The 24,818-nt window shown below is 58.9% G+C and carries 25 protein-coding genes; 13 read left to right on the top strand and 12 right to left on the bottom strand.

Annotation, left to right across the window (positions count from 1 at the left end):
* The first annotated feature begins 100 nt into the window (after nucleotides 1-100).
* From J7394_RS03485 to J7394_RS03500, 4 genes are all read left to right on the top strand, one after another.
* Nucleotides 101-967 carry a MoxR family ATPase gene (locus J7394_RS03485; RefSeq protein ID WP_209250987.1) on the top strand — a complete coding sequence of 289 codons (867 nt, stop codon included), beginning with the start codon at nucleotides 101-103 and terminating at the stop codon, nucleotides 965-967.
* Nucleotides 967-2,157, top strand: coding sequence for a VWA domain-containing protein (locus tag J7394_RS03490; protein ID WP_209250988.1), 1,191 nt, complete (start codon nucleotides 967-969; stop codon nucleotides 2,155-2,157). Before J7394_RS03485 ends, J7394_RS03490 begins: the two co-directional genes overlap by 1 nt.
* Before the next feature lie 12 nt (nucleotides 2,158-2,169).
* Nucleotides 2,170-2,982: an XdhC family protein gene (locus J7394_RS03495; RefSeq protein WP_209250990.1), complete on the top strand. Its 813-nt coding sequence runs from the start codon at nucleotides 2,170-2,172 to the stop codon at nucleotides 2,980-2,982.
* A gap of 106 nt (nucleotides 2,983-3,088) precedes the next feature.
* Complete coding sequence (locus tag J7394_RS03500) at nucleotides 3,089-3,541, top strand: CoxG family protein (RefSeq protein WP_209250992.1); 453 nt, start codon at nucleotides 3,089-3,091, stop codon at nucleotides 3,539-3,541.
* Nucleotides 3,542-3,596: 55 nt separating this feature from the next.
* Here the strand turns inward: J7394_RS03500 and J7394_RS03505 are convergent, their stop codons facing one another.
* On the bottom strand, nucleotides 3,597-4,535 hold the full coding sequence (locus tag J7394_RS03505) for a cytochrome c family protein (protein WP_209250994.1): 939 nt from the start codon (nucleotides 4,533-4,535) through the stop codon (nucleotides 3,597-3,599).
* A 48-nt stretch (nucleotides 4,536-4,583) separates the two neighbouring features.
* Between J7394_RS03505 and J7394_RS03510 the strand changes: the two genes are divergently transcribed.
* Together J7394_RS03510 and J7394_RS03515 are read left to right on the top strand one after the other, a co-directional pair.
* On the top strand, nucleotides 4,584-5,156 hold the full coding sequence (locus J7394_RS03510; RefSeq protein ID WP_371811923.1) for an RNA polymerase sigma factor: 573 nt from the start codon (nucleotides 4,584-4,586) through the stop codon (nucleotides 5,154-5,156).
* A complete protein-coding gene (locus J7394_RS03515) occupies nucleotides 5,153-5,890 on the top strand; it encodes a hypothetical protein (RefSeq protein WP_209250996.1) in 738 nt (245 codons plus the stop codon). Before J7394_RS03510 ends, J7394_RS03515 begins: the two co-directional genes overlap by 4 nt.
* A gap of 88 nt (nucleotides 5,891-5,978) precedes the next feature.
* Here the strand turns inward: J7394_RS03515 and J7394_RS03520 are convergent, their stop codons facing one another.
* On the bottom strand, nucleotides 5,979-7,142 hold the full coding sequence (locus tag J7394_RS03520; RefSeq protein ID WP_209250998.1) for a Hint domain-containing protein: 1,164 nt from the start codon (nucleotides 7,140-7,142) through the stop codon (nucleotides 5,979-5,981).
* Between the two features lie 146 nt (nucleotides 7,143-7,288).
* On the opposite strand from J7394_RS03520, the gene J7394_RS03525 reads away from it, so the two are divergent.
* Nucleotides 7,289-7,588: a hypothetical protein gene (locus J7394_RS03525; protein WP_209251000.1), complete on the top strand. Its 300-nt coding sequence runs from the start codon at nucleotides 7,289-7,291 to the stop codon at nucleotides 7,586-7,588.
* Between the two features lie 57 nt (nucleotides 7,589-7,645).
* On the opposite strand, the gene J7394_RS03530 is transcribed toward J7394_RS03525, so the two are convergent.
* From J7394_RS03530 to J7394_RS03570, 9 genes are all read right to left on the bottom strand, one after another.
* Complete coding sequence (locus J7394_RS03530) at nucleotides 7,646-8,857, bottom strand: aminopeptidase P family protein (RefSeq protein ID WP_371811924.1); 1,212 nt, start codon at nucleotides 8,855-8,857, stop codon at nucleotides 7,646-7,648.
* A 160-nt stretch (nucleotides 8,858-9,017) separates the two neighbouring features.
* Complete coding sequence (locus J7394_RS03535; RefSeq protein ID WP_209251003.1) at nucleotides 9,018-10,229, bottom strand: ABC transporter permease; 1,212 nt, start codon at nucleotides 10,227-10,229, stop codon at nucleotides 9,018-9,020.
* Between the two features lie 5 nt (nucleotides 10,230-10,234).
* Nucleotides 10,235-11,509, bottom strand: coding sequence for an ABC transporter permease (locus tag J7394_RS03540; RefSeq protein WP_209251005.1), 1,275 nt, complete (start codon nucleotides 11,507-11,509; stop codon nucleotides 10,235-10,237).
* Nucleotides 11,510-11,579: 70 nt separating this feature from the next.
* A complete protein-coding gene (locus J7394_RS03545; protein ID WP_170380379.1) occupies nucleotides 11,580-12,671 on the bottom strand; it encodes an extracellular solute-binding protein in 1,092 nt (363 codons plus the stop codon).
* A gap of 102 nt (nucleotides 12,672-12,773) precedes the next feature.
* Nucleotides 12,774-13,874 carry an ABC transporter ATP-binding protein gene (locus J7394_RS03550; RefSeq protein ID WP_209251007.1) on the bottom strand — a complete coding sequence of 367 codons (1,101 nt, stop codon included), beginning with the start codon at nucleotides 13,872-13,874 and terminating at the stop codon, nucleotides 12,774-12,776.
* Nucleotides 13,875-14,010: 136 nt separating this feature from the next.
* Nucleotides 14,011-14,721, bottom strand: a complete 711-nt coding sequence (locus tag J7394_RS03555; RefSeq protein WP_209251008.1) for an aspartate/glutamate racemase family protein — start codon at nucleotides 14,719-14,721, stop codon at nucleotides 14,011-14,013.
* A complete protein-coding gene (locus J7394_RS03560; RefSeq protein WP_209251009.1) occupies nucleotides 14,718-15,863 on the bottom strand; it encodes a Xaa-Pro peptidase family protein in 1,146 nt (381 codons plus the stop codon). The genes J7394_RS03555 and J7394_RS03560 overlap by 4 nt, the downstream gene beginning before the upstream one ends.
* Nucleotides 15,860-16,903: a pyridoxal-phosphate dependent enzyme gene (locus tag J7394_RS03565; RefSeq protein ID WP_209251010.1), complete on the bottom strand. Its 1,044-nt coding sequence runs from the start codon at nucleotides 16,901-16,903 to the stop codon at nucleotides 15,860-15,862. The genes J7394_RS03560 and J7394_RS03565 overlap by 4 nt, the downstream gene beginning before the upstream one ends.
* A 64-nt stretch (nucleotides 16,904-16,967) precedes the next feature.
* Nucleotides 16,968-17,807, bottom strand: a complete 840-nt coding sequence (locus J7394_RS03570; RefSeq protein WP_209251011.1) for a LysR family transcriptional regulator — start codon at nucleotides 17,805-17,807, stop codon at nucleotides 16,968-16,970.
* Between the two features lie 106 nt (nucleotides 17,808-17,913).
* Here J7394_RS03570 and J7394_RS03575 point away from each other — a divergent pair, with 106 nt between their 5' ends.
* The 6 genes from J7394_RS03575 (at nucleotide 17,914) to speB (ending at nucleotide 23,793) form a co-directional block, all read left to right on the top strand.
* Nucleotides 17,914-18,513 carry an amino acid synthesis family protein gene (locus J7394_RS03575; RefSeq protein ID WP_209251012.1) on the top strand — a complete coding sequence of 200 codons (600 nt, stop codon included), beginning with the start codon at nucleotides 17,914-17,916 and terminating at the stop codon, nucleotides 18,511-18,513.
* A complete protein-coding gene (locus J7394_RS03580) occupies nucleotides 18,485-19,273 on the top strand; it encodes an alpha/beta fold hydrolase (RefSeq protein WP_209251013.1) in 789 nt (262 codons plus the stop codon). The genes J7394_RS03575 and J7394_RS03580 overlap by 29 nt, the downstream gene beginning before the upstream one ends.
* A complete protein-coding gene (locus tag J7394_RS03585) occupies nucleotides 19,270-20,190 on the top strand; it encodes a flavin reductase family protein (protein WP_209251015.1) in 921 nt (306 codons plus the stop codon). Before J7394_RS03580 ends, J7394_RS03585 begins: the two co-directional genes overlap by 4 nt.
* Nucleotides 20,190-21,224 carry an LLM class flavin-dependent oxidoreductase gene (locus J7394_RS03590; RefSeq protein WP_209251229.1) on the top strand — a complete coding sequence of 345 codons (1,035 nt, stop codon included), beginning with the start codon at nucleotides 20,190-20,192 and terminating at the stop codon, nucleotides 21,222-21,224. The genes J7394_RS03585 and J7394_RS03590 overlap by 1 nt, the downstream gene beginning before the upstream one ends.
* A 9-nt stretch (nucleotides 21,225-21,233) precedes the next feature.
* Nucleotides 21,234-22,712 carry an aldehyde dehydrogenase gene (locus tag J7394_RS03595; protein ID WP_209251017.1) on the top strand — a complete coding sequence of 493 codons (1,479 nt, stop codon included), beginning with the start codon at nucleotides 21,234-21,236 and terminating at the stop codon, nucleotides 22,710-22,712.
* 97 nt (nucleotides 22,713-22,809) lie between these two features.
* Nucleotides 22,810-23,793: an agmatinase gene (gene speB / locus J7394_RS03600; protein WP_209251019.1), complete on the top strand. Its 984-nt coding sequence runs from the start codon at nucleotides 22,810-22,812 to the stop codon at nucleotides 23,791-23,793.
* 30 nt (nucleotides 23,794-23,823) lie between these two features.
* On the opposite strand, the gene J7394_RS03605 is transcribed toward speB, so the two are convergent.
* A complete protein-coding gene (locus J7394_RS03605) occupies nucleotides 23,824-24,813 on the bottom strand; it encodes a GlxA family transcriptional regulator (RefSeq protein WP_209251021.1) in 990 nt (329 codons plus the stop codon).
* Nucleotides 24,814-24,818 lie beyond the last annotated feature (5 nt).

A 24,818-nucleotide genomic window follows, 5' to 3' on the forward strand; every position in this document is an offset into this window, starting at 1 on the left:
TTGGGTTCGGATCGGCTTGACCGATCCGACCGAGGCAAGGGGGCTCTGCCCCCTTGAACCCCCGGGATATTTTTAGCCAGATGAAGAATGGATCCTGGTTTTGACTTTGAGTGATGTGCAGAACGGGTTGGCCGCGCAGGGCTATGTTGCTGATGATCGGTTGGCGATGGCGCTGCATCTGGCGCAGGCTTTGGGGCGGCCCTTGCTGCTGGAAGGTCCGGCAGGCGTTGGCAAGACCGAAGTCGCGAAGGCTCTGGCTGCCCAACACGACGCGCGTTTGATCCGCTTGCAGTGTTATGAGGGACTGGATGCCAGCCACGCCATTTACGAATGGAACTATCAGCGCCAATTGCTGGCCATCCGCGCGAGCGAAGCGCAAGGCGGCACAAGCGAAGCGCGGTTGTTCTCGGATGACTACCTTCTGAAACGGCCCCTTTTAGAGGCGATCAGTGAAGACAGCCCTCCGGTTCTCTTGATAGATGAGATTGACCGCGCAGATGAGGAGTTTGAGGCCTATCTGCTTGAGATATTGTCTGATTTTCAAATCACGATTCCGGAGCTTGGGACGATCAAGGCGCGCTCCCGCCCAATTGTTATCCTGACGGCCAATGGCACGCGGGACCTGTCCGACGCGTTGCGGCGGCGGTGTTTGTATAGCTATCTCGGCTATCCTTCGCGGGAGACGGAGATGGCCATCTTGAAGGCGCGTATGCCCTCTGTTGAAGGGTTGCTGGCACGTCAGATCGTCGGGGTTGTTCAGGCCCTGCGCAAGGAAAACCTTGAGAAAACGCCGGGCATTGCCGAAATGCTGGACTGGGCCGCCGCCCTGTCGGGCTTAGGTGTGAACGACATGGCCCAGTCTCGGGGCGAGGTACAGGCGACGCTTGTCTGCCTGCTGAAAACCGCAGCCGACTATGATGCCGCGCCGCCTGAGGTTCTGGATCGCTTGATCGGGAAGGTTGCGTGATGCAGGCCACCCGGTTCCCTTCCCGCGCGGCAGGCTTGGCGGACCGCATGAGCGGCTTCATGGCCCATCTGCGGATGAACGGATTGCGCGTGGGTCCCGCCGAAACCGGTGACGCGCTGGCCGCCTTGGCGGCGGTCGAGGCAACCGACGCGACACAGGCCAGGCAGGCCTTGTGCGTTTTGTTGACAGGCAGCGCCGAGGATTGGCGACGCTTTGATGAGCTGTTCGACGCCTACTGGTTCAATGTCGGCAAGCAGCGCAGTGGGACAGCGCAGACCGCACATGTACGGGTGCAGTCGGCGAAACCGAAGATCTGGCAGCAGCAAACACAAGACGAACAGGATCCGCAAACGGATACAGATCAGGCAGCCGCCACTCCTGATCCGGGCGACGGGGAGGCCGAAGGGATGGATGGGAAGCTGATTGCGACCCGAACGGCCAACCTGTCGCGTCGGGATCTGCGTGAATTGATGGATGACGAGTCGCTGAGACAGGCCGAACGGGCCGCAACACAGCTGGCCCGGGCGATCCGCGACCGCCGATCTCGCCGACGTAAACAAGCATCACGTGGCCGGACGCTGGACATGCGGCGGATACAGCGGGCCAGTCTGGCGCGGGGTGGAGAGCCGATGGACCTCTATCGCCGTGCGCGACCGCCGCGACCGATGCGGATCGTTGCGCTATGCGATGTCAGTGGGTCGATGACCGTCTATTCCCGTGTTTTTCTGGCGTTCCTCAAGGGCCTGATCGGCAGCGGAACCGAAGCCGACACTTTTCTGTTCCACACCCGTCTGATGCGCGTGACAGACGCTTTGCGCGATCACGACACAATCCGCGCTGCGGGACGGCTTTCACTGATGGCCGAGGGGTTTGGCGGCGGGACCGACATCTCTGGCAGTCTCGAAAGCTTTCTGGACGGCTACGGCGCGCGGGCGCTGAACGGGCGGACAATCGTACTGATCCTTTCGGACGGGTATTGCAGCACTGCACCGCAGGCGTTGGGGCAGGTTCTGGAACGGATTCAACGTAAAGCGCGCCGGGTCGTCTGGCTGAACCCGCTGAAAGGCTGGCAAAATTACCAACCAGTTGCGGCTGCCATGCAGGCCGCAGAACCCCATCTGGACGCCCATCTGCCCGCCAATACGCTTGAGGCGCTTGCGGCGCTGGAAGCTGAATTCAGAAAACTGTGAAAGGATATACCGATGGCAGGTTTCGACATTTTCGACACGATTGAAGAGCTGCGGCGTACCGGCGATGCCTTTTGCGTGGCGACAGTTCTGCGCACTGCCGATGCGACCTCGGCCAAGGCCGGAGGCAAGGCGGCCATCACCCGCGACGGTACGGTTCTGGGCCATCTGGGGGGTGCCTGCGTACAACGGGCCGTACGCGCCGCAGCGCAAGAGGCGCTGGTGTCGGGTGAGCCGAAAATGATCCGCGTCAAACCCTCGAATAAGGTTGTGTCAATGGCCGACCCGGACGGTGTTCAGACCTACAAAAGCGGGTGCCCATCCGGAGGGACAGTGGACATGCTGATCGAACCCTATCAACACGCCCCACGCCTGATCATATTCGGAGACTCTCCGATCGCACAGGCGTTGGCGTCCCATGCGGCACTGGCGGGTTTGCATGTGTGTTTGCCTGAAGGCGCCGAAAACACGGTGAAATTCACCCCCTTTGATCCTAACGATCTGAACGCATTGGGCGTTGAAGCGCGTGACTTTGTTGTGGTGGCGTCACAAGGCAAAGACGACGGAGCGGCATTGAAAGCCGCGCTGCAATCACCCGCGCGCCGCGTGTCGATGGTTGCAAGCCGCCGCAAGGCCGAGGTGCTGTGTGCCCAACTGGAAACGCAAGGGCTGAGCACTGAACAGACCAAGCGCCTGAAATCGCCCGCCGGGTTGGATATCCACGCCATCGACCCGCATGAAATCGCGCTTTCGATTTTGGCTGAAATCATCATGTGGCGCAATTCTGACAAATCGCAGGAGACATCCCATGATGAGAAAATGGCTTAACTGGCTGCACGCTTTGAAACCCGCGCAGCCCGAGTTGACCGCGGAGGAGGCGACCGAAAAAGCCCTCCGTGTCTTTCCGAAATGTTGTTGAAAAAGGACCCCCGAGATGGAACTCACTGACGAAATCCGCATCGCTGCCCCCAAGGACGCCGTTTACCGCGCGCTCAACGATCCTGATGTGTTGCGCGAGTGTATTCCGGGCTGCGAAGAGTTGATCCAACATTCCCCCGAACATCTCGAGGCCAAGGTCGTCCTGAAAATCGGCCCGGTCAAAGCCCGCTTTAGCGGCGAGGTGACGCTGGACAACTCCCAGGCGCCAGATGCGTTTTCGCTGTCCGGCGAAGGCAAAGGCGGTGCTGCGGGCTTTGCCAAGGGCGGCGCGGATGTATCCCTGACCGCTGACGGAGATGAGACGGTTCTGTCCTACACCGCCAAGGTGACAATCGGGGGCAAGATCGCGCAATTGGGCAGCCGCCTGATTGCAGGGACGGCCAAAAAGCTTTCGGCCAAGTTCTTCGACAAGTTTGGCGAGGTCGTTGCAGAACAATTCGTGCAGTAAACATTGCGTATATCAGCGGGTGTGGCAGGGCCTGCCACACTCCCTCTGATTTCCCTTAGCCCTGTGCCTCATCCTGCATGTAGGCGATGACATTGGTGATATCGGCCTCTTTCTTCAGGCCGGGGAACTGCATTTTGTTCCCGGGCAGAAACCCTTTGGGTTCGGTCAGAAACGCCGCCAGATTTTCCGGCGTCCAGACGAGGTCGGCATTGGCAAGCGGGCCGGAATATTTGAACCCGTCCACCTGCCCCGCAGATGCACCCACCACTTTGAACAGCGAGGGCCCTACGCCATTGCGGCCTTCTTTCAGCTGATGGCAGGCTTTGCACTTGCGAAAGACCTTCTTACCCGCTTTGAGGTCTCCGTCCACTGCGGCGATTGCAACCGGAGCGGTGGGCGCGGCTTCGGCCTTGTTATCGTCCATGGTAAACACAAGCCGCGCGGTGATCGGTACGGTCCGTGTGATGCCGGGCAGATCGGCCAGTTCCATCAGCTTGTCGACACCCGCATCCACGCCTGCATCCTCGGTGCTGAGGAAGACCATATCATTGGTGGAAACCATCACCGACGTCTCGGTCAGTCGCACCACGAACATCTCAGCGTCGAACTCGATCTCCGTCCCGACCAGAGACAACGCGGCCTCGACATCGATGATCGACGAGGCGCCCACGGCAAGGCCTGAGACCTCATCCATGTCGAATTCAGCGGTCAAGGCAGCGGTGCCTGCTTTGCGGAACACATATTCGATCATCCGTTCGTTTCGAATGTCGATATTGGTTTCTACCGAGGACAGATCTATCTCGATCTCGGCCTTGCCATCAGGGCTGACATGACCGCTCAGCCCGGTGAAGGAATTGACCTCACCCACGGTGTCTTTCTTGATCGTTCCATAAGCCAGGTGCGAGGCATCCGAGGACAAAGTCCAACTTTCCGAAAGAACCGGGGTTGCAACAATTGCAGACGCAATCGTGACTGCTTTCAACAGAAGTTTCATTTCTTTTCTCCTCAGGCTATGTAAATCCTGACCCCGCGGGCCCGGTCCGTGAAAGACAAACACACACAGGTCGCGATTTATTCGATGAGTGGTGAAATCAGCTCGGAACAGGCCGTGCGCGGCGCGATCCAGACGCATTCGAAACGCGTGTGGCGGTTCGGGCTTGCCCTGTCGGGGGCCCGGGATGTGGCCGACGACCTTTTGCAATCCACATGCCTGCGCGCGCTGGAGCGTCACCATCAGGTGACATCCCACGACAGGCTGGACAGCTGGCTGATGACGATCTGCCGCTCGATCTGGCTGAATGAGGTGCGCGCGCGATCCGTTCGCAAGGCGCAGGCCTTGTCTGTGACCCCAGAAACCGAATTAATTGCAACAGGACCGGATTCAGAAACGAATATTTTCGCGGCTGAAGTGTTTACTCAAGTGATGCACCTGCCAGAAGCGCAGCGCGAGACCGTGATGCTTGTCTTCGTGGAAGGGTATAGCTATCGCGAGGCAGCAGCCTTGCTTGAGGTGCCGATTGGAACAATCATGAGCCGGCTTTCTACGGCTCGGCAGAAACTGAAAACCGTGATGCAGCACGAGGCTGCGGACGCCGTTCGACGGGGTGGCAAATGACGTTTTCCGATGAAACGCTGCTGGCGTATCTGAATGGAAATCTGGACGGGACCGACGCGCAAGAGATCGAGAGCGCGGTCGAAGCCGATCCAGAACTGGAACAGCGCCTGATGGCGCTTGATCCGTTTGCACCTGTTGTGCATTCGGTCTTCAAGGATGTTCCGCAGGATGCGCCTCAGATCACCTTGCCGGATCGCGCGAGGTCTCAGCCCGCGTCTCAACCTTTTCGATTGCTGGCCGTCGCGGCCTCGGTCGCGATTGTGGCGGTGTCGGCGACGTTGTGGGCAACACGACCCGCGCCGTTGGGCTGGGCGCAACAGGCGGCAATCTACCAATCGCTCTATGTGCCTGAAACAATTGCCACTCTGGACACCGCTCCCGAGGCGCTCGAGGCCCAGTTCGCTCAGGCCGAGGCCACGCTGGGCCGGCCCCTGAATCGCGAAGCCCTGAGCGCCTTGCCCGGGGCTGAGCTGAAGCGGGCTCAGGTTCTGTCTTTCAAGGGAAAGCCACTGGTTCAGGTCGTCTTTGCGGATGATCAGGGGCGGCCTTTCGCCTTTTGCGTGATCCGTCAAGGGCCTGGGGCCCCGGACAAGGATGTGAACCTTGCCGTTCTCAGCGGTCTGGCAACGGCCACTTGGGCGGAAGACGGCTATGGCTACATGATCATCGGCGCCGATGGTCAGAGCGATCTGAGCGATCGCCTGACTGCATTCTCCGAAGCGATCGCCAGCTGAATGTATCTTGGCCAATTGCAGAGGCCAAAGAAAACCACTCCAGTTCAGATTTTCGAGACGAATAGCGGAGTGACCGAGTTGTGAACGCTCAATGCAGGCGGTTTGATGGCACGGGTGCGCCCTCGAGAACCAGCTTTCCGTTCTTCAGATGACGCTCGACGAATTTCTTCTGCAAGCGCCCCACAGGCACGGGATAGGCCGTTTCAGGGACGTAATCCTGACGTTTCACATGCGGAAAGAGGGCGAAGATTTCTTCTCGCGCCTCCTCAGATATTGCCTTGATTGCTTCCGGGCCTGTGAACAAGCTCTCCGAGGGGGCACCATCGGCAAAAATGACCTCGTGCTGATCGAAAAGAAGGTGGAAATAGGCGACCTCGGTGATCTCTTCATCCACATAGATACCCGGTAGCGCGGCCAGCTTTATCGCCGACACAAGGACATCGGGACTGCCGAACATACGCTCGGACACTTTGGAGGACACCAACATACGGTGCTGTCTCGACACCAATAGATCCTTTGCTGGAAGCCCCTGCCCAAGTGCACCAGCGGAAATCCGAACAGGTCGCAGTTTTTCGGCAGCGGCCTCCAAAGCCGCCAAATCCAGCTTTTTCGACCCAACCCACCGCAAACACTGCGGGCCATTGCCCTTGGTCAGAACGATGTCACCAGCAGAAAGCGCCTCGACAGAGGTTGGGCCGTTCGGTGTTTCGATCATAGTGCCCGCGCAGAAACACACGATGTCACCCGAGATATCGCCAAACCCGATCCAGCCGGTATTCGCACCAGACGAAAGCCCGCCTTCAAAGATCACTTCAATCCTGGAGACAGGCCCCGCGATGGAAACCGTCAGAGAGTCGGACGACCCTGGCCCGTTGACAAAAGGCGACGCATTTCCGTCAGCTTCGACCGTATTGCCCGTTTGAACGTGAAATGGGCCGAGGTTTGAAAAAACAACCGGAACCGGATCGCCGTTCACGTCGAAGGCCAGAACCGTCACCCTTTCATCGAAAGAGAATTCGTTACTATCGAGGTCGATGATTTCAAAAGTCGCATTCTTTACTGCTGTGGAGAACAACACTTCCGATGTCGCGGGTCCGGGTATTCCTGCAACAAACTGATTACCACTGAAAAACCCACTGAAGAACACTTCTGGATCAGAAGCCACAGTCAGCGTCGACGAATTCGCACCATCCGTCAGCCCGGTCGATCCGTTCGCACTACCCAAACTTGCCCAATCAAACAGGAACGGCATTGCTGCTTCCCCTAAACCAACTAAACCGACTACAATATCGAAACTCTACTCACGGCGTATTAACGCGAAGTTAATCTGACAAGCTTCAAGTTACGTTTTCAACGGCTTAAACGCGTGCAGTAGCACCCAACCAACTAGGATCGAACATGGCCATTGTTACCATGCCTGCCCAGACAGCTCAGCGCTTGAAAGACAAAATTCTCAATTTATCTCAATCGGTTGAGGCGAAAGTGTTCTTTGCCAAAGACACGGCGCTGGGTCTTGGGTTCACCGAAGAAGAGATCAAAGCCTTCGGAGGAGAAACCGGCGATGCTGTCGTTTTGGCAGTGTGGGACCTTGACGCTCTCAAGCAGGCCATTCCACAATCTGCCGGTGGGCGCTTGAATTATATCCCGATCGTGAACGAAAAAGCCAAGGCCAAGCTGGATCCGTTTTATCAAGCCTAGACCGTACTCTGCGTGTTTGTGGCAAAGGGTGAGGCACACGCCCCACCCTCTTTTATATCACGCGTTGATGATGTTGTGACCCGGGCCGTAGGGGAAGCCGGTGATGTTCTCGGCGCCGTCTTCTTCGACCACTAGGATGTCATGCTCACGGTAGCCTCCGGCTCCGGGCTGGCCTTCGGGTATCCAAAGCATCGGCTCGATCGAGACGACCATGCCGGGTTCCAGCACCGTGTCGATATCCTCACGCAGCTCCAGACCCGCCTCGCGCCCGTAGTAGTGGCTGAGCACGCCGAAGGAGTGGCCATACCCGAAGGAACGGTATTGCAGCAGACCCTCATCTTCGAAGAAGCGGTTGATCTCGGCGGTGATGCCGGAACAGGTCGCGCCGGGTTTGATCAGGCTCAGGCCAAGCTCATGCGCGGCGACGTTGGCCTTCCAGATGCGCAGGCTGTCGGCGTCGGGTTCGCCCAGAAACAGGGTGCGCTCCAGTGCCGTGTAGTAACCCGAAATCATCGGGAAAGTGTTCAGCGACAGGATATCGCCCTTTTGCAGCGCCCGTTTGGTGACCGGGTTATGCGCGCCGTCGGTGTTGAGACCGGATTGGAACCAGACCCAAGTGTCGCGATATTCTGCGTCGGGATAGGCGCGGGCGATCTCTGCCTCCATCGCGTCGCGACCGGCCATGGCGATCTCGATTTCGGTTGCGCCTTCGCGGATGGCGGTGTGGATGGCGGCTCCGCCCACATCAGCGGTGCGGGCACCACCTTTGATCAACTCGATCTCTTCGGCGGATTTCACCATACGGGCCGCCATCGTGTCGGGCGCGATGTCGACCAGTTCAGGCTGGTCCAGCATCGCCAAAGCCGTATCGCGCGCGGCGAGGGTCATGTGATCACTCTCGACCCCGATCCGTTTCGCGCTGCCGATCAGGCTAGCCACCGCGCGCCAGTAATTGTCACGCTTCCAATCGGTGTAGATCACATTGTCCTCGACCGAGCGGCGCCACGGTTGGCCCGCGTCGATATTGGCCGAAACGGTCGTGCAGGCGTCCTGCGTGACTACGCAGCCATAGGGCCGGCCAAAGGCGCAGTACAGAAAGCCCGAGTAATAGGCGATGTTCTGCATCGACGTCAGCAGCACCACGGGAATATCCCGCGCGGCCATAATGGCGCGCAATTTGCCCAGACGGCGGTCGTATTCGCCTTTGCTGAACGGCAGCGGGGCCTTGTCGCCATTGTGGCAGGTGAAGAATTCGGGGCGATTTGTCATGTTCAGGTCTCTCATCTTTGCCGGGCGGCAAACCCGGCCACTTGTCCCGGCGTTCAGGACAGGCGGTCTCGGGGTCCGAGAGCCGATCATCCCAGTGCGCCCGCGACGCCATCGCGGCTGGGATGAACAGGTGAATCGTTAGATCAGGCGCGCGCTTGCGTCAAGCGGGGGAAAGCCCCCGCAGACGCTCGGACCGGCGACGAAGCAATTCGACCGTAGTCAGCAGCGCAATCGAGATCACCACGAGGATCGTGGCCACCGCCAGAATGGTCGGGCTGATCTGTTCGCGCAGGCCAGTGAACATCTGCCAAGGCAGGGTTTTCTGGCTGGCCGAACCGACAAACAGCACCACGACAACCTCATCAAACGAAGTGATGAAGGCAAACAAACCACCCGAGATCACGCCCGGCAGGATCAGCGGCATCTGGATCTTGAAGAAGGTCCGCACCGGCCCTGCGCCCATATTCGCCGCCGCTCGCGTCAGCGAGCGGTCAAAGCCCACCAGCGTGGCGGTCACGGTGATGATGACGAACGGGATGCCCAAAACGGCGTGCGCGAGGATGACCTTCACATAGCCAACGAAATTCTTGTTCATACCCAGCGTGCCTTCCATGAAGCGACCGATATCGCTGTAGAAGAAGAACATGCCGGTGGCCGAAATGATCAGTGGCACGATCATCGGTGAGATCAGGATACCCATGATGGCACGGCGGCCTGGAACATGGCTCTGGCTGAGGCCGATGGCCGCCAGGGTGCCCAGCGAGACCGAGATCACCGTCGCAATCGGAGCGATGATCAGCGAGTTCTTGAAGCTGCGCTGCCATTCATTGTTGGTGAAGAAGTCGCGGTAATGTTTCAGCGAATACCCCTCGGGGTCTAGCCGTAGCATCTCGGGCGTGAAGGTAAAGAAGTCCTGCGCGTTGAACGACAGTGGCAGAACCACAAGGATCGGCGTGATCAGGAAGACGAAGATTGCACCGCAGATCACTCGGAACAGGTAGTGGTAGAACACCTGTTTCGCAGTCAGATAGGGCAGCAGTTTGCGGCGATAGCGGCCCTCATAGAGCCAGTAGATGAACCATGCGAAGAACCAGCCGCCCAGCAGGCCCAGAACGCCGCCCATCGGACCTGAAAACAGGAGCCCGGCGATTCCGAAGCCGAGGATGGTGATCCAGCGGGCCAGTTTCTCGTTCTTCAAAACAGCAATGTAGATCCAGGCAAGCGCCGCGATCAGGACGGCTCCGCCAATGATGCCCAGAGGGATCGAACTGTTGCCTGCGCCAACAAACATACCGGCGAAGGCCCCTGCCAATGCAACGCTTGGCAGGACCATGGACATTGGTTTGCGGGAAATCGGAGTAAGTGCGGCCATGTCGATTATCCCAGCTTCACGTTATCAATGCCGACGATCTTGTCGTAACACCAGTAGAGCAGCAGCACGACGCCCAACAGAATCGTACCCAGCGCCGCCGCCAGTCCCCAGTTCAGCGAGGACGAGATGTGGTAGGCGATCCGGTTCGAGATGAACACGCCCTTGGTGCCGCCCACGATCTCGGGCGTGATGTAGTAGCCGATGGCCAGAATGAACACGAGGATCGACCCCGCGCCGATGCCCGGAATGGATTGCGGGAAATAGATGCGCCAGAAGGTCGTCCAATTCGTCGCGCCCATGGATTTCGCGGCGCGGGTGTAGGACTCGGGTATTGTCTGCATCACCGAGTACATCGGTAGGATCATAAACGGCAGCAGAATATGCGTCATCGCGATGATCGTACCGATCTGGTTGTTGATGATGACAAGTCGGGCGTCATCGGCCACCAATCCGAGCCAAACCAGCGTTTCGTTGATCACACCCTGTTGTTGCAACATGACCTTCCACGCCGACGTTCGCACCAATAGCGAGGTCCAGAAGGGTAACAAAACAAGGATCATCAGTAAGTTTGACACCCGCATCGGTAGGGTCGCCAGCAGGTAACTGACCGGATATGCCAACAGGATACAGGACGCGGTGATCACCAGTGACATGAACAAGGTGCGCCCGAAGAGCTTGATCAGAATCTGCTTGTCCTCGGGCTGCGCCTGCGCGCCTTCGGGTGTGCGGCGCATATCGACCGCGTTTAGGAAATAGCCGTTCGTCACAGCGGGCGAGTGAGTCTTGATCACCGCCCAAGTCTGCGGTTCGCCCCAGCCCTCGTGGATTTCGATCACCTGATCCTTGAACGGCCCGTCGGTTTCGGGGTCCAGCTTACCCATTTTCCGACCCGAGCGGCGGAACATCGAGGACATGCCTGTCTCTTCATAGTTCAGACGCGAGCCCAGCCGGGTATGTGTCTTGTTGTCGACGGCCACGACCATGTCGCGGACAAAGGCGTCATAGACGGCCTCGTCAGGCAGTTCGCCACTGTTTTCGTCCCAGCTTTGCAAGGCTTCGACCGTTAGGGGCAGAGTTTCCTGCACAATGCTGTTTTCCACCGACCGGAACAACATCGATGCAATCGGCACGATGAACGAGAACAGCACGAACAATAGCAGAGGGGCCACCAGCATCAGCGCCCGCAGCTTTTGTCGCCTCAACGAACGTGCCAGTGATTGCTTGAGCGGCGTTCCATCCGCTGCCAGCATGGGTCCGGCGTTTTGGCTTGCGTCAGTCATCAGTGCCCCTTGGGTTTTCTTTGGTCCGGGGGCGGCGCACCGCCCCCGACTTTGTCATGAAATCAGACGCTTATTGCGCCAACCACGCCTGGAACTTGGCGTCGATGTCGTCGCGGTAGTCAGCCCAGAACTCGTAGTTATACAGGAACGTGTTCTTGGCGTTGTTCGGATCGGTCGGCATGTGCGGTGCCATGTCGATACCCAGATCGGCGTGCTGACCCACCAGCGGAGCCGACGAGGCACGGGCCGGGCCGTACGAGATGTACTTGGCCTGATCCGCAAGACGCTGAGTGTCGGTCGCGAACATGATGTAGTCCAGTGCGCGTGCCTGACGCTCTTCGCTCAGACCGGCCGGAATGATCCAACCGTCAAGATCGAACACCTGCGCGTCCCACAGCATGGCAACGGGCTGGTTCTGCTCTTCGATCACGCTGAACAGACGACCGTTGTAGGTCGAGCCCATGATGACTTCGCCATCAGCCAGCAGCTGCGGAGTATCCGCGCCGGCCGACCACCAGACAACACTGTCCTTGATGGTGTCGAGCTTGGCCAGAGCCTGATCCTGACCCTCTGCAGTCGCCAGCACGTCATAAACGTCGTCCTTGGCAACGCCGTCACAGATCAGAGCCCATTCCATGTTGTTGATCGGACGCTTTTCCAGCGAGCGCTTGCCCGGGTAGTTTTCCAGATCAAACACAGCGCAGACGTCTGTCGGCGGCGTGTCACCGACCAAGTCGGTGCGATAGCCGAACGTGGTCGAGTAAACGATCTGCGGGATAAAGCAGTCGCTGACCAGCAGATCACCGAAGTCTTCGGATGCGGGCGTGCCATCAGGTGCCGGGGCCAGCATAGTATCGGGATCGATTTCCATCGCCAGACCTTCGTCGCAGAGACGGATCGCGTCCGCCGCAACAACGTCAACCACGTCCCAGGTGATGTTCCCGGCTTCGTTCATCGCGCGCAGCTTGGCAACCGCTTCGGCCGAGCTGTCATCGTTCAGGATGGTGACGCCGGTTTTTTCCGAATAGGGCTCGTGATAGGCCTTGAGCTGCGATTTGGAATAGGCCCCGCCCCATGAGACGATGGTCATCTCTTCGGCGGAAACGCCACCGGCCGCTGTTGCCAGAGCCGCTGCAGTCAGCAGTGTCTTTGTTGGTTTCATGTAAAACTCCCAGTATTTCCCGTTTGTTGTATGGTCAGCCGACGCACGGGTTTTCGCCAGCCGGTCCCTCAGTGTAACCGCGCTTGTGCCGCGCGGCTTGGTCTATGCGTCAAGCGCACGACAATCCTTTGCCAGCCAACCGATATCAATCTCTTGACCGGGTTGCAGGCGAATAGCATCGGGGGCGTTCCGTGTCTTGACGATGAACTCGTCATTGCCCGCCACAGACATGCGGAAGCGGAACACGTCGCCCATATAGATGAATTCCTTGACCGTCGCCTTCAGCGTATGAGCGTCGGCATGCAGACGATCCTTGTTGAATTCGACGCGTTCCGGACGGATCGAAACCTTGGTCCGTTCGCCCGGATTGTGCACATTGATCGGTACCGCATCAATTTCTGATCCGTCATCCAGCTGCACCACACAGCTGTCGCCGTCGATGGATTTGACCACACCTTCCAGCGTGTTGTTCTCGCCGATGAACTGCGCGACGAAGCTGTTGTCCGGCTCTTCATAGAGTTGATCCGGCGGCGCCAGCTGCTGAATGCGGCCATCATCGAACACGGCGACACGGTCTGACATCGTCAGCGCCTCGGTCTGGTCGTGGGTCACATAGACTGTGGTGATGCCCAGCTCATGCGCCAGTCGGGTGATTTCGAACTGCATATGCTCACGCAGCTGCTTATCGAGCGCGCCCAGCGGCTCGTCCATCAGCACCAGTTCCGGCTCGAACACCAGGGCCCGCGCCAGGGCGATCCGCTGTTGCTGACCTCCGGACAGCTGCGCCGGACGACGCCCGCCAAAGGCACCCATCTGCACCATGTCCAAAGCGCGCTTGACCTTTTCGTCACGCTCGGACTTGCCCAGCTTGCGAACTTCCAGAGGAAAGGAAAGATTTTCGGCCACCGTCATGTGCGGGAACAGAGCGTAATTCTGAAACACCATGCCAATCCCACGTTTGTGCGGCGGGATATTGTTGATTGGACTTCCATCCAGCAGGATTTCACCATGGGTAGCGGTTTCAAACCCGGCGAGCATCATAAGGCAAGTTGTCTTGCCTGAACCTGACGGCCCGAGCATTGTCAGAAACTCGCCCTTCGGCATTGCAAGGTTGAGATCTTTAACGACGAGATTCTCGCCATCATAAGACTTCTGAACGCGTTGAAATTCGACAAACGCGGCGTCGTTCGTTGTACCGGTCACAAGACCCCCTGTTTCGTCAAATGATTACCCGAGGCTTTCGGATTTCATTGATCTGTGATCCACAGTTAAGACCAAGCGATACGCACTTGGCAACACGTTATGGTGCTTTTTCCAAATTTGAGTTCACACTTGCCTGCTACCGCACATCATTTAGGCACCGCATATGCCATGCAAGACATTGATTACTCGACAAAACAGGTTTTCCGATCCGCTCCTGGATTTTCGGTATCGCGTCGAGAGTTCGCAGGTTGGTACAACTCAGGAACACCGCTTCGACCGCTGAATCTGCTCCCAGTTCAGAGGCAGCCTCGACCACGGATTCCGTCGAGATCCGCGCCACCTTGGCCTCTTCTGCCTGCCCGAAACTTGCGAACACATCCATGCTTATGCCATTGGCTTGAAACGCAGTACGGAGCGGTATGTTGACCTCTTCAATGTAAGGCGACAGCAGGGCAAATTTCGAAACACCTAGGTCGGCGGCGCAAGCGGTCGCTGCTCGGAGGGGATTCGTGACTTCACGGGTATTGCATGTCTGTTTGACCAGTTCCGCGACGCGCTCTGACCCGATCACCGAACTGGCCGAGGTACAGCCATAACCCACAACATTGTAGGGACGCGCATTGGGAAGTAATTCCGCCGCCGCGGGCAGCGCCTTCTCCATCTCGGCAAGGCTTTCGGTCGTCACCTCGATCCCGCTGGGAATGCGCGTGACGTGCAGAGGGTACTTGCGGTCCGCGAAATACGCACCGAACTCAGGCTCAAGCGTCTCATCGACCTGCAAAACGATCAACCCAAGCGGCGAGGCGTTTGGGTCGTCTTCATCCAGAGTGTAAGGGACATGGGTCATAGCTGCATCATCTCCGGCCCGATCCTTGGGCTGATAAACCGTGGGGTGCCGTCAGTGATGACGATGTTTTCCTCATGCACCAGAATTTTGTCACCGACAGCGATGCCCGGTTCCAGTGTCAAAACCATGCCCGGTTCCAAAACGGTGTTGTCCGTCGGGATCAGCGACGGCCATTCGGTCAGGGACATTCCTAAACCATGGCCCAAGCGCCCCGCATCCGTTCCCTCTGCGTCCTTCGTGAGAACCCTGTTCATGGCATGAAACAAATCCGCCGCGGTTGCGCCCGGCCGGGCGATTTCGAACGCAGCATCCGAGGCTTCGATCAACCGAGCATGAGCATTTGCCACATCAGGCCGAGGCGGGCCGATTGACCAGTTTCGGTCGAAGTCGCAAAAATATCCGCCCCAAACCAAACCAGTGTCCAACATCAACACATCGCCCAGCGCCAGCGGCACGCCAGAGGCCGGTGAAATCACATCCGCATAGCCGCCCTGTTCGGCCCCGCCGGCAAGATAGGGAACCCAATCGGCGCCCTCTTCCAGGCACAGCATCTGAAAGCGGCGGAACACCTCATCCAGTGGCACACCCTCCCCGGCGATCTCGGGGACTCGGGCGAATGCCCGCCCGGCAATACCGCAGGCGGTTTCGATCTTGGCAATCTCGGCCTCGGACTTGACCATACGCAACTGGCGTAGGATGCCACTGTCGCCTGTGAGCGCCCTTGTTCCAAGCAGGCCTCGTAATCGTTCAAGGTCTGCCAAAGGCATACGGAGATGCGTCTCATGCCCATCCGGTATCCCAATTCGCCCCTCCGTGGGTGTCACTTCGACCAGCGTATCGCATAGCAAAGAGACACCGTCATCTTGCAAATCAGGCGCACTCCACGTGCGAATGTCGTCGATCCATGTCTGCGCCATAAGGGCTGCTCCGATCGACGAGATCACCGCGATCGGCTTACCCGCGACTGGCACAATGAGGAACCACGGGCGGGTCGGGCTTTCCCAAAACCGGGTCAGAAAACCGGTGAAATAGCGTAGATCCGCCTCGGTTGTCAGCAAGAGCGCCGACAGGCCCGCCGCATCCATTAACTGCTGCGCGCGTCTGGTGCGCGCTTCAAACTCGGATGGCGCAAACCCCCTCATTCCGCGGTCTCGGAGAGGATGCACAGCACGCGCGAGGCCTCGGTCATTCCCAGTTCAACCCGTGCCCGGTCATTCAGAACGACTGCGAGCCCAGCGCCGCCCGAGGCTGTTGTCTCCAACCCCGCTGCGGCCATGTCTGGCAGTTTCCCGGACACGTCCTCATCCGAGAGCGTCAGGAACAGGTCGGCGTCGCGCGCCAATCCATTCAGCGCGATCAGCGAAGGTTCCTTGCAGTCCAGACGCCCCATGATGCTGTCCGGCCCATCGGCGAAGACACAGGAGCCTGCCTCAATACTGGCCTGCAGAGCGGGCGCGGCTTCAGGTTCGACCACGACTATTTTCGGCGCGTCACCCCAAGCTTTGCGCGCATAGGCAGCCACAGCCCCGGCCAGACCGCCAACACCGGCCTGCAACATGATGTGAGTCGGAACTTCGGGGCATTGGTCAACCGCCTCAGACGCCATTTGCAGATACCCCTCCATCAGGGTCCACGGCAGATCATAGTACCCGTCCCATGAGCTGTCCGAGAGCAAGGTCCACCCGTTTTCCTCAGCCGCGTCGCTTGCGGCTTGCATGCTGGCTGCATAATCGAGCCCACTGCGCACAACCTCGGCACCTTGGCCTTTCAATCGGGCAGAAAAGCTCTCGGGCACCGTCTCGGCGATATAGACAACTGCTTTTGCGCCAAACATCCGCGCGCCCGCCGCAACGCTCATCCCGTGGTTCCCGGCACTGGCGGTCACATAGGTTGACCCTGCCAACGTGTCTACACCCGGCGCGTCCGAGGCTTCGGCAGCGTGGCGCGCAATCACATAGGCCGCGCCGAGGGCCTTGAACGAGCCCAAATTCATGCGCGCGCGCTCATCCTTCACCCAAAGATGCGCAACCGGGGCGAGGCCTGCGACATCCACCAAAGGCGTCTCTTTCGCCGCCGGACACATGGACAACAAGGCCGCAACGCGGGCCGCATCTGTCGACGGATAAGGGGCCGAGGGCGCAAGTTTGGGACCTGCCCTGTGTGTATTCGCAACGATCTTCATGTGTCTCTCCGCCATTTTGCCTGACGTGATCTGATCGCTCCTGATCTGTCAACTCTTCTGATCGTCAGCCGACCTGATCCAACAGCCAGTCATGAAACAACCCCGCCGCCGGGTTCGAGGTATTCGCGGATAGAAAATACCCCTCATTGCTGTCGATTGAGCCGTCATGCGCACGCTCGACCAAGCCCTTATCAAGCGCGTGTTTCGCTAAAAGCTCACTCACCAAGGCCACGCCACCCCCATGCGCCGCCAATTGAAGCGCCATGCCAAAAGTGTCCACAAAAACGGTGGGCTGGCTTTGCAACCCCTGACTCTCCAACCACCGGCCCCAGCCACCAGATGTCCCCACAGCTTCGATCAGAGGCAGGTCCGATATGTCACCGGACAAGGCCGGAGATTTAAATGGCACAAGCCGGTCCGGCATCAGGCGAACAGCGCCCTGCCCTACCTGTTTCTTCGATCCGAACCGTACCTGCACATCCGCTTGAGAGGCATTGAAATCGTCCGGCCAAATTGCGCTGAGCAGCCGCACGCGGATATCCGGGTGCTGACGGGCAAACGCGGGCAGATGTGGGGCGATGACCCATTGCGCGATACTGACCGAAGTCGCGACTGTCAGAACGTCTCCGGATGCGTTCGTGTCGACCTGTCCGGCGGCAACAGCCAGCGCCTCAAGCGCCTTGCCGACCTCGGGCAGCAGCTTTCGCCCTGCATCCGTCAGCGCCAGACTGCGCGGATGGCGCACGAAAAGGGACGCGCCCAATCGCAATTCAAGTGATTTCACCTGCTGGCTTACCGCCGATTGGGTCAGACCGATTTCCTCGGCCGCAGAAGTGAAGCTTAGCGTGCGGGCGGCGGCCTCGAAGGATCGAAACCAGGTCAGAGGGGGAAGTGATTTCGCCATAGGCCAAGCTGATCATTAGTCTTATTAATGTCAAAGCACATAATTCTATCATTTGTCAAAAACCAGCCCCGTTTCTAACGTCGGCCCGCGCGACAGGAGAGGTTTTATGCAGCCGGAAATACGCAAAATCGTAACCTATGACGAAGAGGTTCTAGTCGAAGGGTTTCGCCCCGCAAAGACCCCATGGCGCATGTTTGCGGTGGCCGCCGTGGTCACCAACCCGTGGGCCGGGCGATATGTCGAAGACCTGAAACCCGAGATTCAGGCCTATGGCCCCGTTCTGGGTGAGATGATGACCAAGCGCATGATTGCGCTGGCCGGCAGCGGCGATGCGATCGAGGCCTATGGCAAGGCCGCAGTGGTTGGTCTGAATGGCGAGGTCGAGCATGCCTCGGGCCTCATTCACACTCTGCGCTTTGGCAACCACTACCGGCAGGCCGTTGACGCAAAGTCTTATCTGGCCTTTACCAACACCCGAGGGCCCGCGAACGCTCCGATCATGGTGCCGCTGATGGACAAGAACGACACCGGGCGGCGCTCGCACTATCTGACCATCCAGTTTGCGATTCCCGACGCGCCACGAGACGACGAGATCGTTGTGGTGCTTGGCGCGGCAACCTCAGGCAGGCCGCATCACCGCATTGGCGACCGCTATCAGGACCTCAAGGATTTGGGCCATGACGTGGACAACCCGGCCGCGGTCTGAGATCGGCGGGCTCGCAGCGATCCAAACTGGCGCGGGACCCAATGTCCTGTTGCTACACGGCGTCGGATTGCGCGCGGAGGCCTGGGGCGCCCAATTAGACGCGCTGGCATCGGTGGCGCGTCTGACCGCACCGGACATGCCCGGTCATGGCGAAAGCCCAATAGGCAACACGCGTGCAGAGCTTTCGGGATACACCGAAGCCACATTGCGCGTTCTGGATCAACTGAGCGAACCAACGGTAGTTGTTGGTCATTCCATGGGCGCAATGATCGCGCTCGATCTTGCGGCTAGGGCGCCGCAACAGGTTGCCGGTGTCGTCGCACTTAACGCCATTTTCGAACGCAGTGCCGAGGCCACACAGGCCATCACAACCCGAGCCGCAGCGCTTGACGGTCAAACACCAAGTGATCCGACGGGCACTCTGCAGCGTTGGTTTGGTGATACTGATCCGCCCGAATGCGCTGCCTGCCGAAACTGGCTGACGGCGACAGATCCTGCGGCCTACAAGCAAGCCTATACAGTGTTTGCCAACAGCCCGATCCCGCGTTGGGACGATTTGAAGACGCTCACCTGCCCTGCCTTGTTTATAACGGGTGATCTTGAGCCCAACTCGACCCCCGCCATGTCACGCGCCATGGCGGAGCTTGTTCCAAACGGGCGGGCGCAGATCGTCAAGGGTGCCGCTCATATGATGCCGATGACCCACGCCGCAGAGGTTAACACCGCCCTGTCAACCTTTCTGAACGAGGTGCAGCAATGACCAGTCTCGACCCTCGCGACCTGCGGCGCGTCTTTGGCAGCTTTATGACCGGTGTCACTGTTGTGACGACGCGGGATGCTTCTGGCACGCCGTTGGGGTTTACTGCCAACTCCTTCTCATCCGTGTCTCTGGACCCGCCTCTCTTGCTGGTTTGCCCGGGCAAGAACCTGTCCTCCTACGATGCCTTCGCGAGCTGCGTGCATTTCGCGGTGAACATTTTGGCTGAGGGGCAAGAGGATGTCTCAAACACATTCGCCGGGTTCGAAGGCGATCGGTTTGCCAAAACCGCGCATCAGCTGGACGCCCATGGTGTCCCTCTTCTGGACGGCGCGGTTGCGACGTTTTCCTGCCGGGCGCATCAGGCCATCGACGCCGGAGATCACTGTATTCTGATCGGAGAGGTTGAGGCGTATACCTATACCGAAACCCGAGGGCTCGGATATGCCAATGGGCAGTATTTCAGCCTCGGCCTTGAACGCGGCGCATTCGAGGCCGCAGACCGAACTGTTGTCTGCGGCGCGATCATCGAATGCGACGAAAAAGTGCTGTTGGAGAAAACCGCGTCCGGATACCGCCCGCCGCAGATCAGCTTGTCGGATCATCAAGCCCTGCGCGAAAGCCTGCAGCAAGACTTGGCAGCGCGAGGGATCACAGCGCAGTTAGGTGCGGTCTATTCTGTCTACGACGATGCCACGACGCATCATGTCTACACGCTCGCGTCGGCACCGGCTTTGCCGCTCAACAGCACCCTTGAAGCGGTTGCCATCGAAAACCTTGCAAACCTGACTTTCGCAACCCCGGCCATCTCCACCATGATGTCCCGCTTTGCGTTCGAAAGCCTTACCCGCGATTTTTCCCTCTATCTCGGCGACGCACAGCGGGGCGATGTACATACTCTCTCAGAAAGGACTGAATGATGGAGTTTTCCCTCTTTGCTCATATGGAGCGGCTCAACCCTGAACAGTCTCACGAGAAACTGTATGAAGAGTTTATCGAGCTGTGCAAAGTGGCCGATGACGCCGGTATGCGCGCGGTGTGGACGGGCGAGCATCACGGGATGGACTTCACCATCGCGCCCAATCCATTGATGTCCCTGGTCGATATCGCGCATCACACCAAAAACATCCGCCTTGGCACGGGCACCGTCATCGCGCCTTTCTGGCACCCGATCAAATTGGCCGGTGAAACCGCCGCAGCCGACCTGATGACCGGGGGACGCATCGAGTTGGGTATCGCGCGCGGGGCCTATTCCTATGAATATGAGCGATTGATCCCCGGCATGGATGCCTGGGACGCGGGCCAGCGCATGCGGGAAATCGCCCCCTTGTTGCCCAAATTGTGGGAAGGCGATTGCGCCCATGAGGGAGAGTATTTCCAATTCCCCGCCACCACCTCTGCCCCGAAACCCGTTCAGGACGGAGGGCCGCCGATCTGGATCGCCGCCCGCGACCCGAACAGCCATGAATTCGGCGTCCAGAACGGCTTTAACATTCAGGTCACACCGCTCTGGCAAGGCAACGCAGAAATTGAGAGCTTGATGGGCCGCTTCAACGATGCCTGCGCCAACTATGACGGACCGCGCCCGAAGATCATGCTGCTTCACCACACCTATGTCGGGCAGGACGCCGCTGATGTGGATCAGGCCACGCAAGAGCTTTCGCGTTTTTACAATTATTTCGGTGCGTGGTTTCAGAACAAGCGACCCGTACATCAGGGGCTGATCCAAACTCTGACGGATGAGGAAATGGCCGCCAACACCATGATGGCCCCCGAAAACATCGGCCGTGATCTGACAGTTGGCACGGCTGAGCAGGTCACGGATCGCCTGAAGCACTATGAAGACCTCGGCTATGATGAATACTCGTTCTGGATCGACAGCGGAATGAGCTTTGAGCGCAAGCGCGCTTCGCTGGCCCGGTTCATCGACGACGTGATGCCTAAGTTTCAATAAGGACCCGTGATGCAACAGAACCCACACTATCAGCTTTTCATCGACGGAACCTGGACCGAGGGCGCCGACGGGCAGGTCATGACCTCGCAAAACCCTGCTACAGGCGAGGCGTGGGCCAGTTTCGCCTGCGCCGCGCCCGCGGATGTGGATCGCGCCATCTCGGCGGCGCGTCGGTCCTTGAATGACCCGGCGTGGCGGGATCTGACGCAGACCGCGCGTGGCAAACTGTTGTTCAGGCTTGCAGAGCTGATTGAACAAAATGCCGAACGCCTTGGCGAGATTGAAACGACAGACAGCGGAAAGCTTCTGGCCGAAACCGCAAGCCAGACAGGCTATGTCGGCGACTATTATCGCTACTATGCCGGGTTGGCCGACAAGATCGAAGGTGCGGTGCTTCCGATCGACAAGCCCAACCTGCATGTCTTTACCCGCCGCGAACCGATCGGCGTCGTCGTCGCGATTGTCCCCTGGAACGCGCAGATGTTCCTGACGGCAACCAAGCTGGGGCCCGCCCTTGCCGCCGGGTGTTCGGTGGTGCTGAAGGCCTCTGAGATTGCGCCCGCGCCGATGCTGGAATTCGCGCGTCTGGTTGAGGAGGCCGGTTTCCCGCCCGGCGTCGTCTCGGTTATCACGGGCGACGCAGAAAACTGCGCAATCCCCCTGACCCGGCACCCCGACGTGGATCGCATCGCCTTTACCGGCGGCCCGGAAACCGCGCGCCACGTGGTTCGCAACTCGGCCGAAAACTTCGCCGTAACCACGCTGGAGCTTGGGGGAAAATCCCCGATTTTGGTGTTTGACGACGCCAATCTGGACGGCGCCGCCAATGGCCTGATCGCAGGTAATTTCGGAGCCTCCGGCCAAAGCTGCGTCGCCGGATCTCGCGGTTTGATACATCGTCCAATTCTGGACGCCTTGGCAGCCAGGATCGAAGAGAAGATGAAAGACGTCATCGTGGGTGACCCGTTGAACGCCTCGACCCATATCGGGCCGCTTTGCACCAATGCGCAGATCGCCAATATCAAGACGGTATTGGCAAAATCATCCGATCAAGGCGCGCACATCCGGTTTGGCGGCGCCCCCCTCGACCGGCCCGGCAACTTCATGGCGCCCACTCTGGTCGAATGTGCATCGCCCGAGACCGAGACCCTGAAGGTCGAGATGTTCGGGCCCGTTATGTCCCTGTTGCCCTTCGACACCGAAGAAGAAGCAATCGCTCTGGCCAACGATACCCCATTCGGATTGGGATCGGGCGTGTTCACCGAAAATGTCGCCCGCGCGCATCGTGTGTCGTCGCGATTGAAGGCCGGTATTTGCTGGATCAACACCTATCGTGCGGTGTCGCCCATCGCGCCGTTTGGCGGCTACAACCAGTCCGGCTATGGCCGCGAAGCCGGGATCGAGGCCATTCAGGACTTCACGCGCACCAAGACCGTGTGGCTGAACACCTCTGATCAACCCATGTCGAACCCGTTTGTGATGCGCTGAGGGGGGCGACAGATTTCGCCTCCTTCATCACAACCCTATGGCCCTTCGGAAAAATATCCCACACTATGGCGCAAGTATAGTGGTTGGAGGCTGTAGAATGAGCGCACATGGATATGAAGGCGGTCGGTTAAATTTGCCATTTGTCGGGATTTCGACCTTTGGCAAATATCCCTATGTCAGCGACTGGGATGCGATCGACGCTGATGTCGCGATCCTGGGCGCCCCGTTCGATTTTGGCACACAGTTTCGGCCCGGCGCGCGGTTCGGCCCACGGGCCATTCGCGAAGCCTCGACCCTGTTTTCCTTTGGGCATGGCGGCGCATACGACCACGAAGATGACATCACCTACCTTCCGTCGGAAACCACCCGGATCGTGGATCTGGGCGATGCGGATATCGTGCATACTAGTACCGAAAAAAGCCACCAGAACATAAAATTCGGCGTCGAAAAATGCCTTGAGGCCGGGGCCCTGCCCGTGGTTCTGGGCGGAGATCACTCGGTTAACATCCCCTGCATTGATGGCTTTGCTGCCGATTGCGAAAAGAACGGCCCCATTCACATTGTTCAGATCGACGCGCATCTGGATTTTGTGGATGAACGGCACGGGGTTCGGTTCGGCCACGGAAACCCGATGCGGCGCGCAGCGGAAAAACCCTATGTCTCGGGCCTGACACAGGTCGGCATCCGCAACGTCTCATCGACCGCAAAAGAAGGCTATGAGGACGCCCGTCGTATGGGTTCAGACATCCTGTCCGTCCGGCAATTGCGCAAACTTGGGACCGAGGCTGTTCTGGACCGGATCCCGGAGGGCGCCAGATACTACGTCACGATAGACATTGACGGGTTCGACCCCTCCATCGCGCCCGGTACCGGCACACCCAGCCACGGTGGTTTCCTGTACTATGAAGTGCTGGAACTGCTCGACGGTCTGACCCAGCGCGGGGATGTGATGGGGTTGGATCTGGTCGAAGTGGCCCCGGATTATGATCACACGGGCAGCACCGCCATTCTGGCGGCACAGATCCTCATGAACACAATTGGGCGTATTCTGCACCACAAAGGTTCGCCCAACGCGCGGTAAGAGCAGGTTTTCGGACTAAAGCTCGGTCTTTCAGACCGACTTCTGCTGCATATGCGGAGAGGTTCCGAAATACCTGCGGAAGCATTTGGAGAAATAGCTGGCTGAGCCAAATCCGCAGGCGATGGCCACATCCAGCACCCGCATATCGGTTTGCTGCAACAGGGTGCGCGCACGCTCGAGCCTCAGACGCGTCATATAGTTCTTTGGGCTTGTGCCGACGTAGCGCTGAAACAGGCGCTCAAGCTGCCGGGTCGAGAGGCCCGCGCTTTCGGCCACGACACTGGGCGACAATGGGTTTTCAAGGTTTTCGCGCATGATCATGATGGCGGTTGCCAGTTTCTCATGACGGCGGCCAAAGCGGAACAGATCCGTCTGCGTCTGCCTGCCGTCCTTCGGACGCACCGACGCATAAAGCAATTGATCCGCCACGCGGGAGGCAACAGTCTGACCACAGGCCTGACCGATCAGCGATGAGAACAGATCGAGCGTGGTGACACCACCGCCGCAGGTCGCAATCGGGCCTTCATCCACAAAGACCGAGCAGTTGGATTCCACCGTCGGAAACAGCTCAACCATAACGGGTTGCTGTTTCCAATGCGCGCTCAGGCTCTGGCCGCTGGCCACTCCGGCCATGGCCAGAATGCCGGACCCTCCCCCGATGCCGCACAGCTGAACGCCGAACCGACGCGCCTGCCTCAACCAGGATTTCAACTCGGTCGAGATCGTCCGATCCACGGTCATCGGCCCGCAAATGACGATGCAATCGCCCCGGCGGGTTTTGAGCAAACCTCCATCAACAGCAACCGTCATCCCTGAGGATGAGGTCACCGCCTTGCCGGTTTCGCTGACGATACTCCATTCGAAAACAGCCTGCTCGGAGGCGGCATTCGCCGCCCCCAATGAATCGATCCCGGCCCCAAGGTCCAAAGCAGAGAACCCTGGCGTCAGCAGGAAAATGAAGCGGTTCAGCTCATTCACCCGTGTGCTTGTATCTGCAAAATTGATCTCGGGACGACCCATTCCGG

It is taken from the genome of Ruegeria sp. R13_0, from assembly GCF_017743995.1.
Taxonomy (GTDB): Bacteria; Pseudomonadota; Alphaproteobacteria; order Rhodobacterales; family Rhodobacteraceae; genus Ruegeria.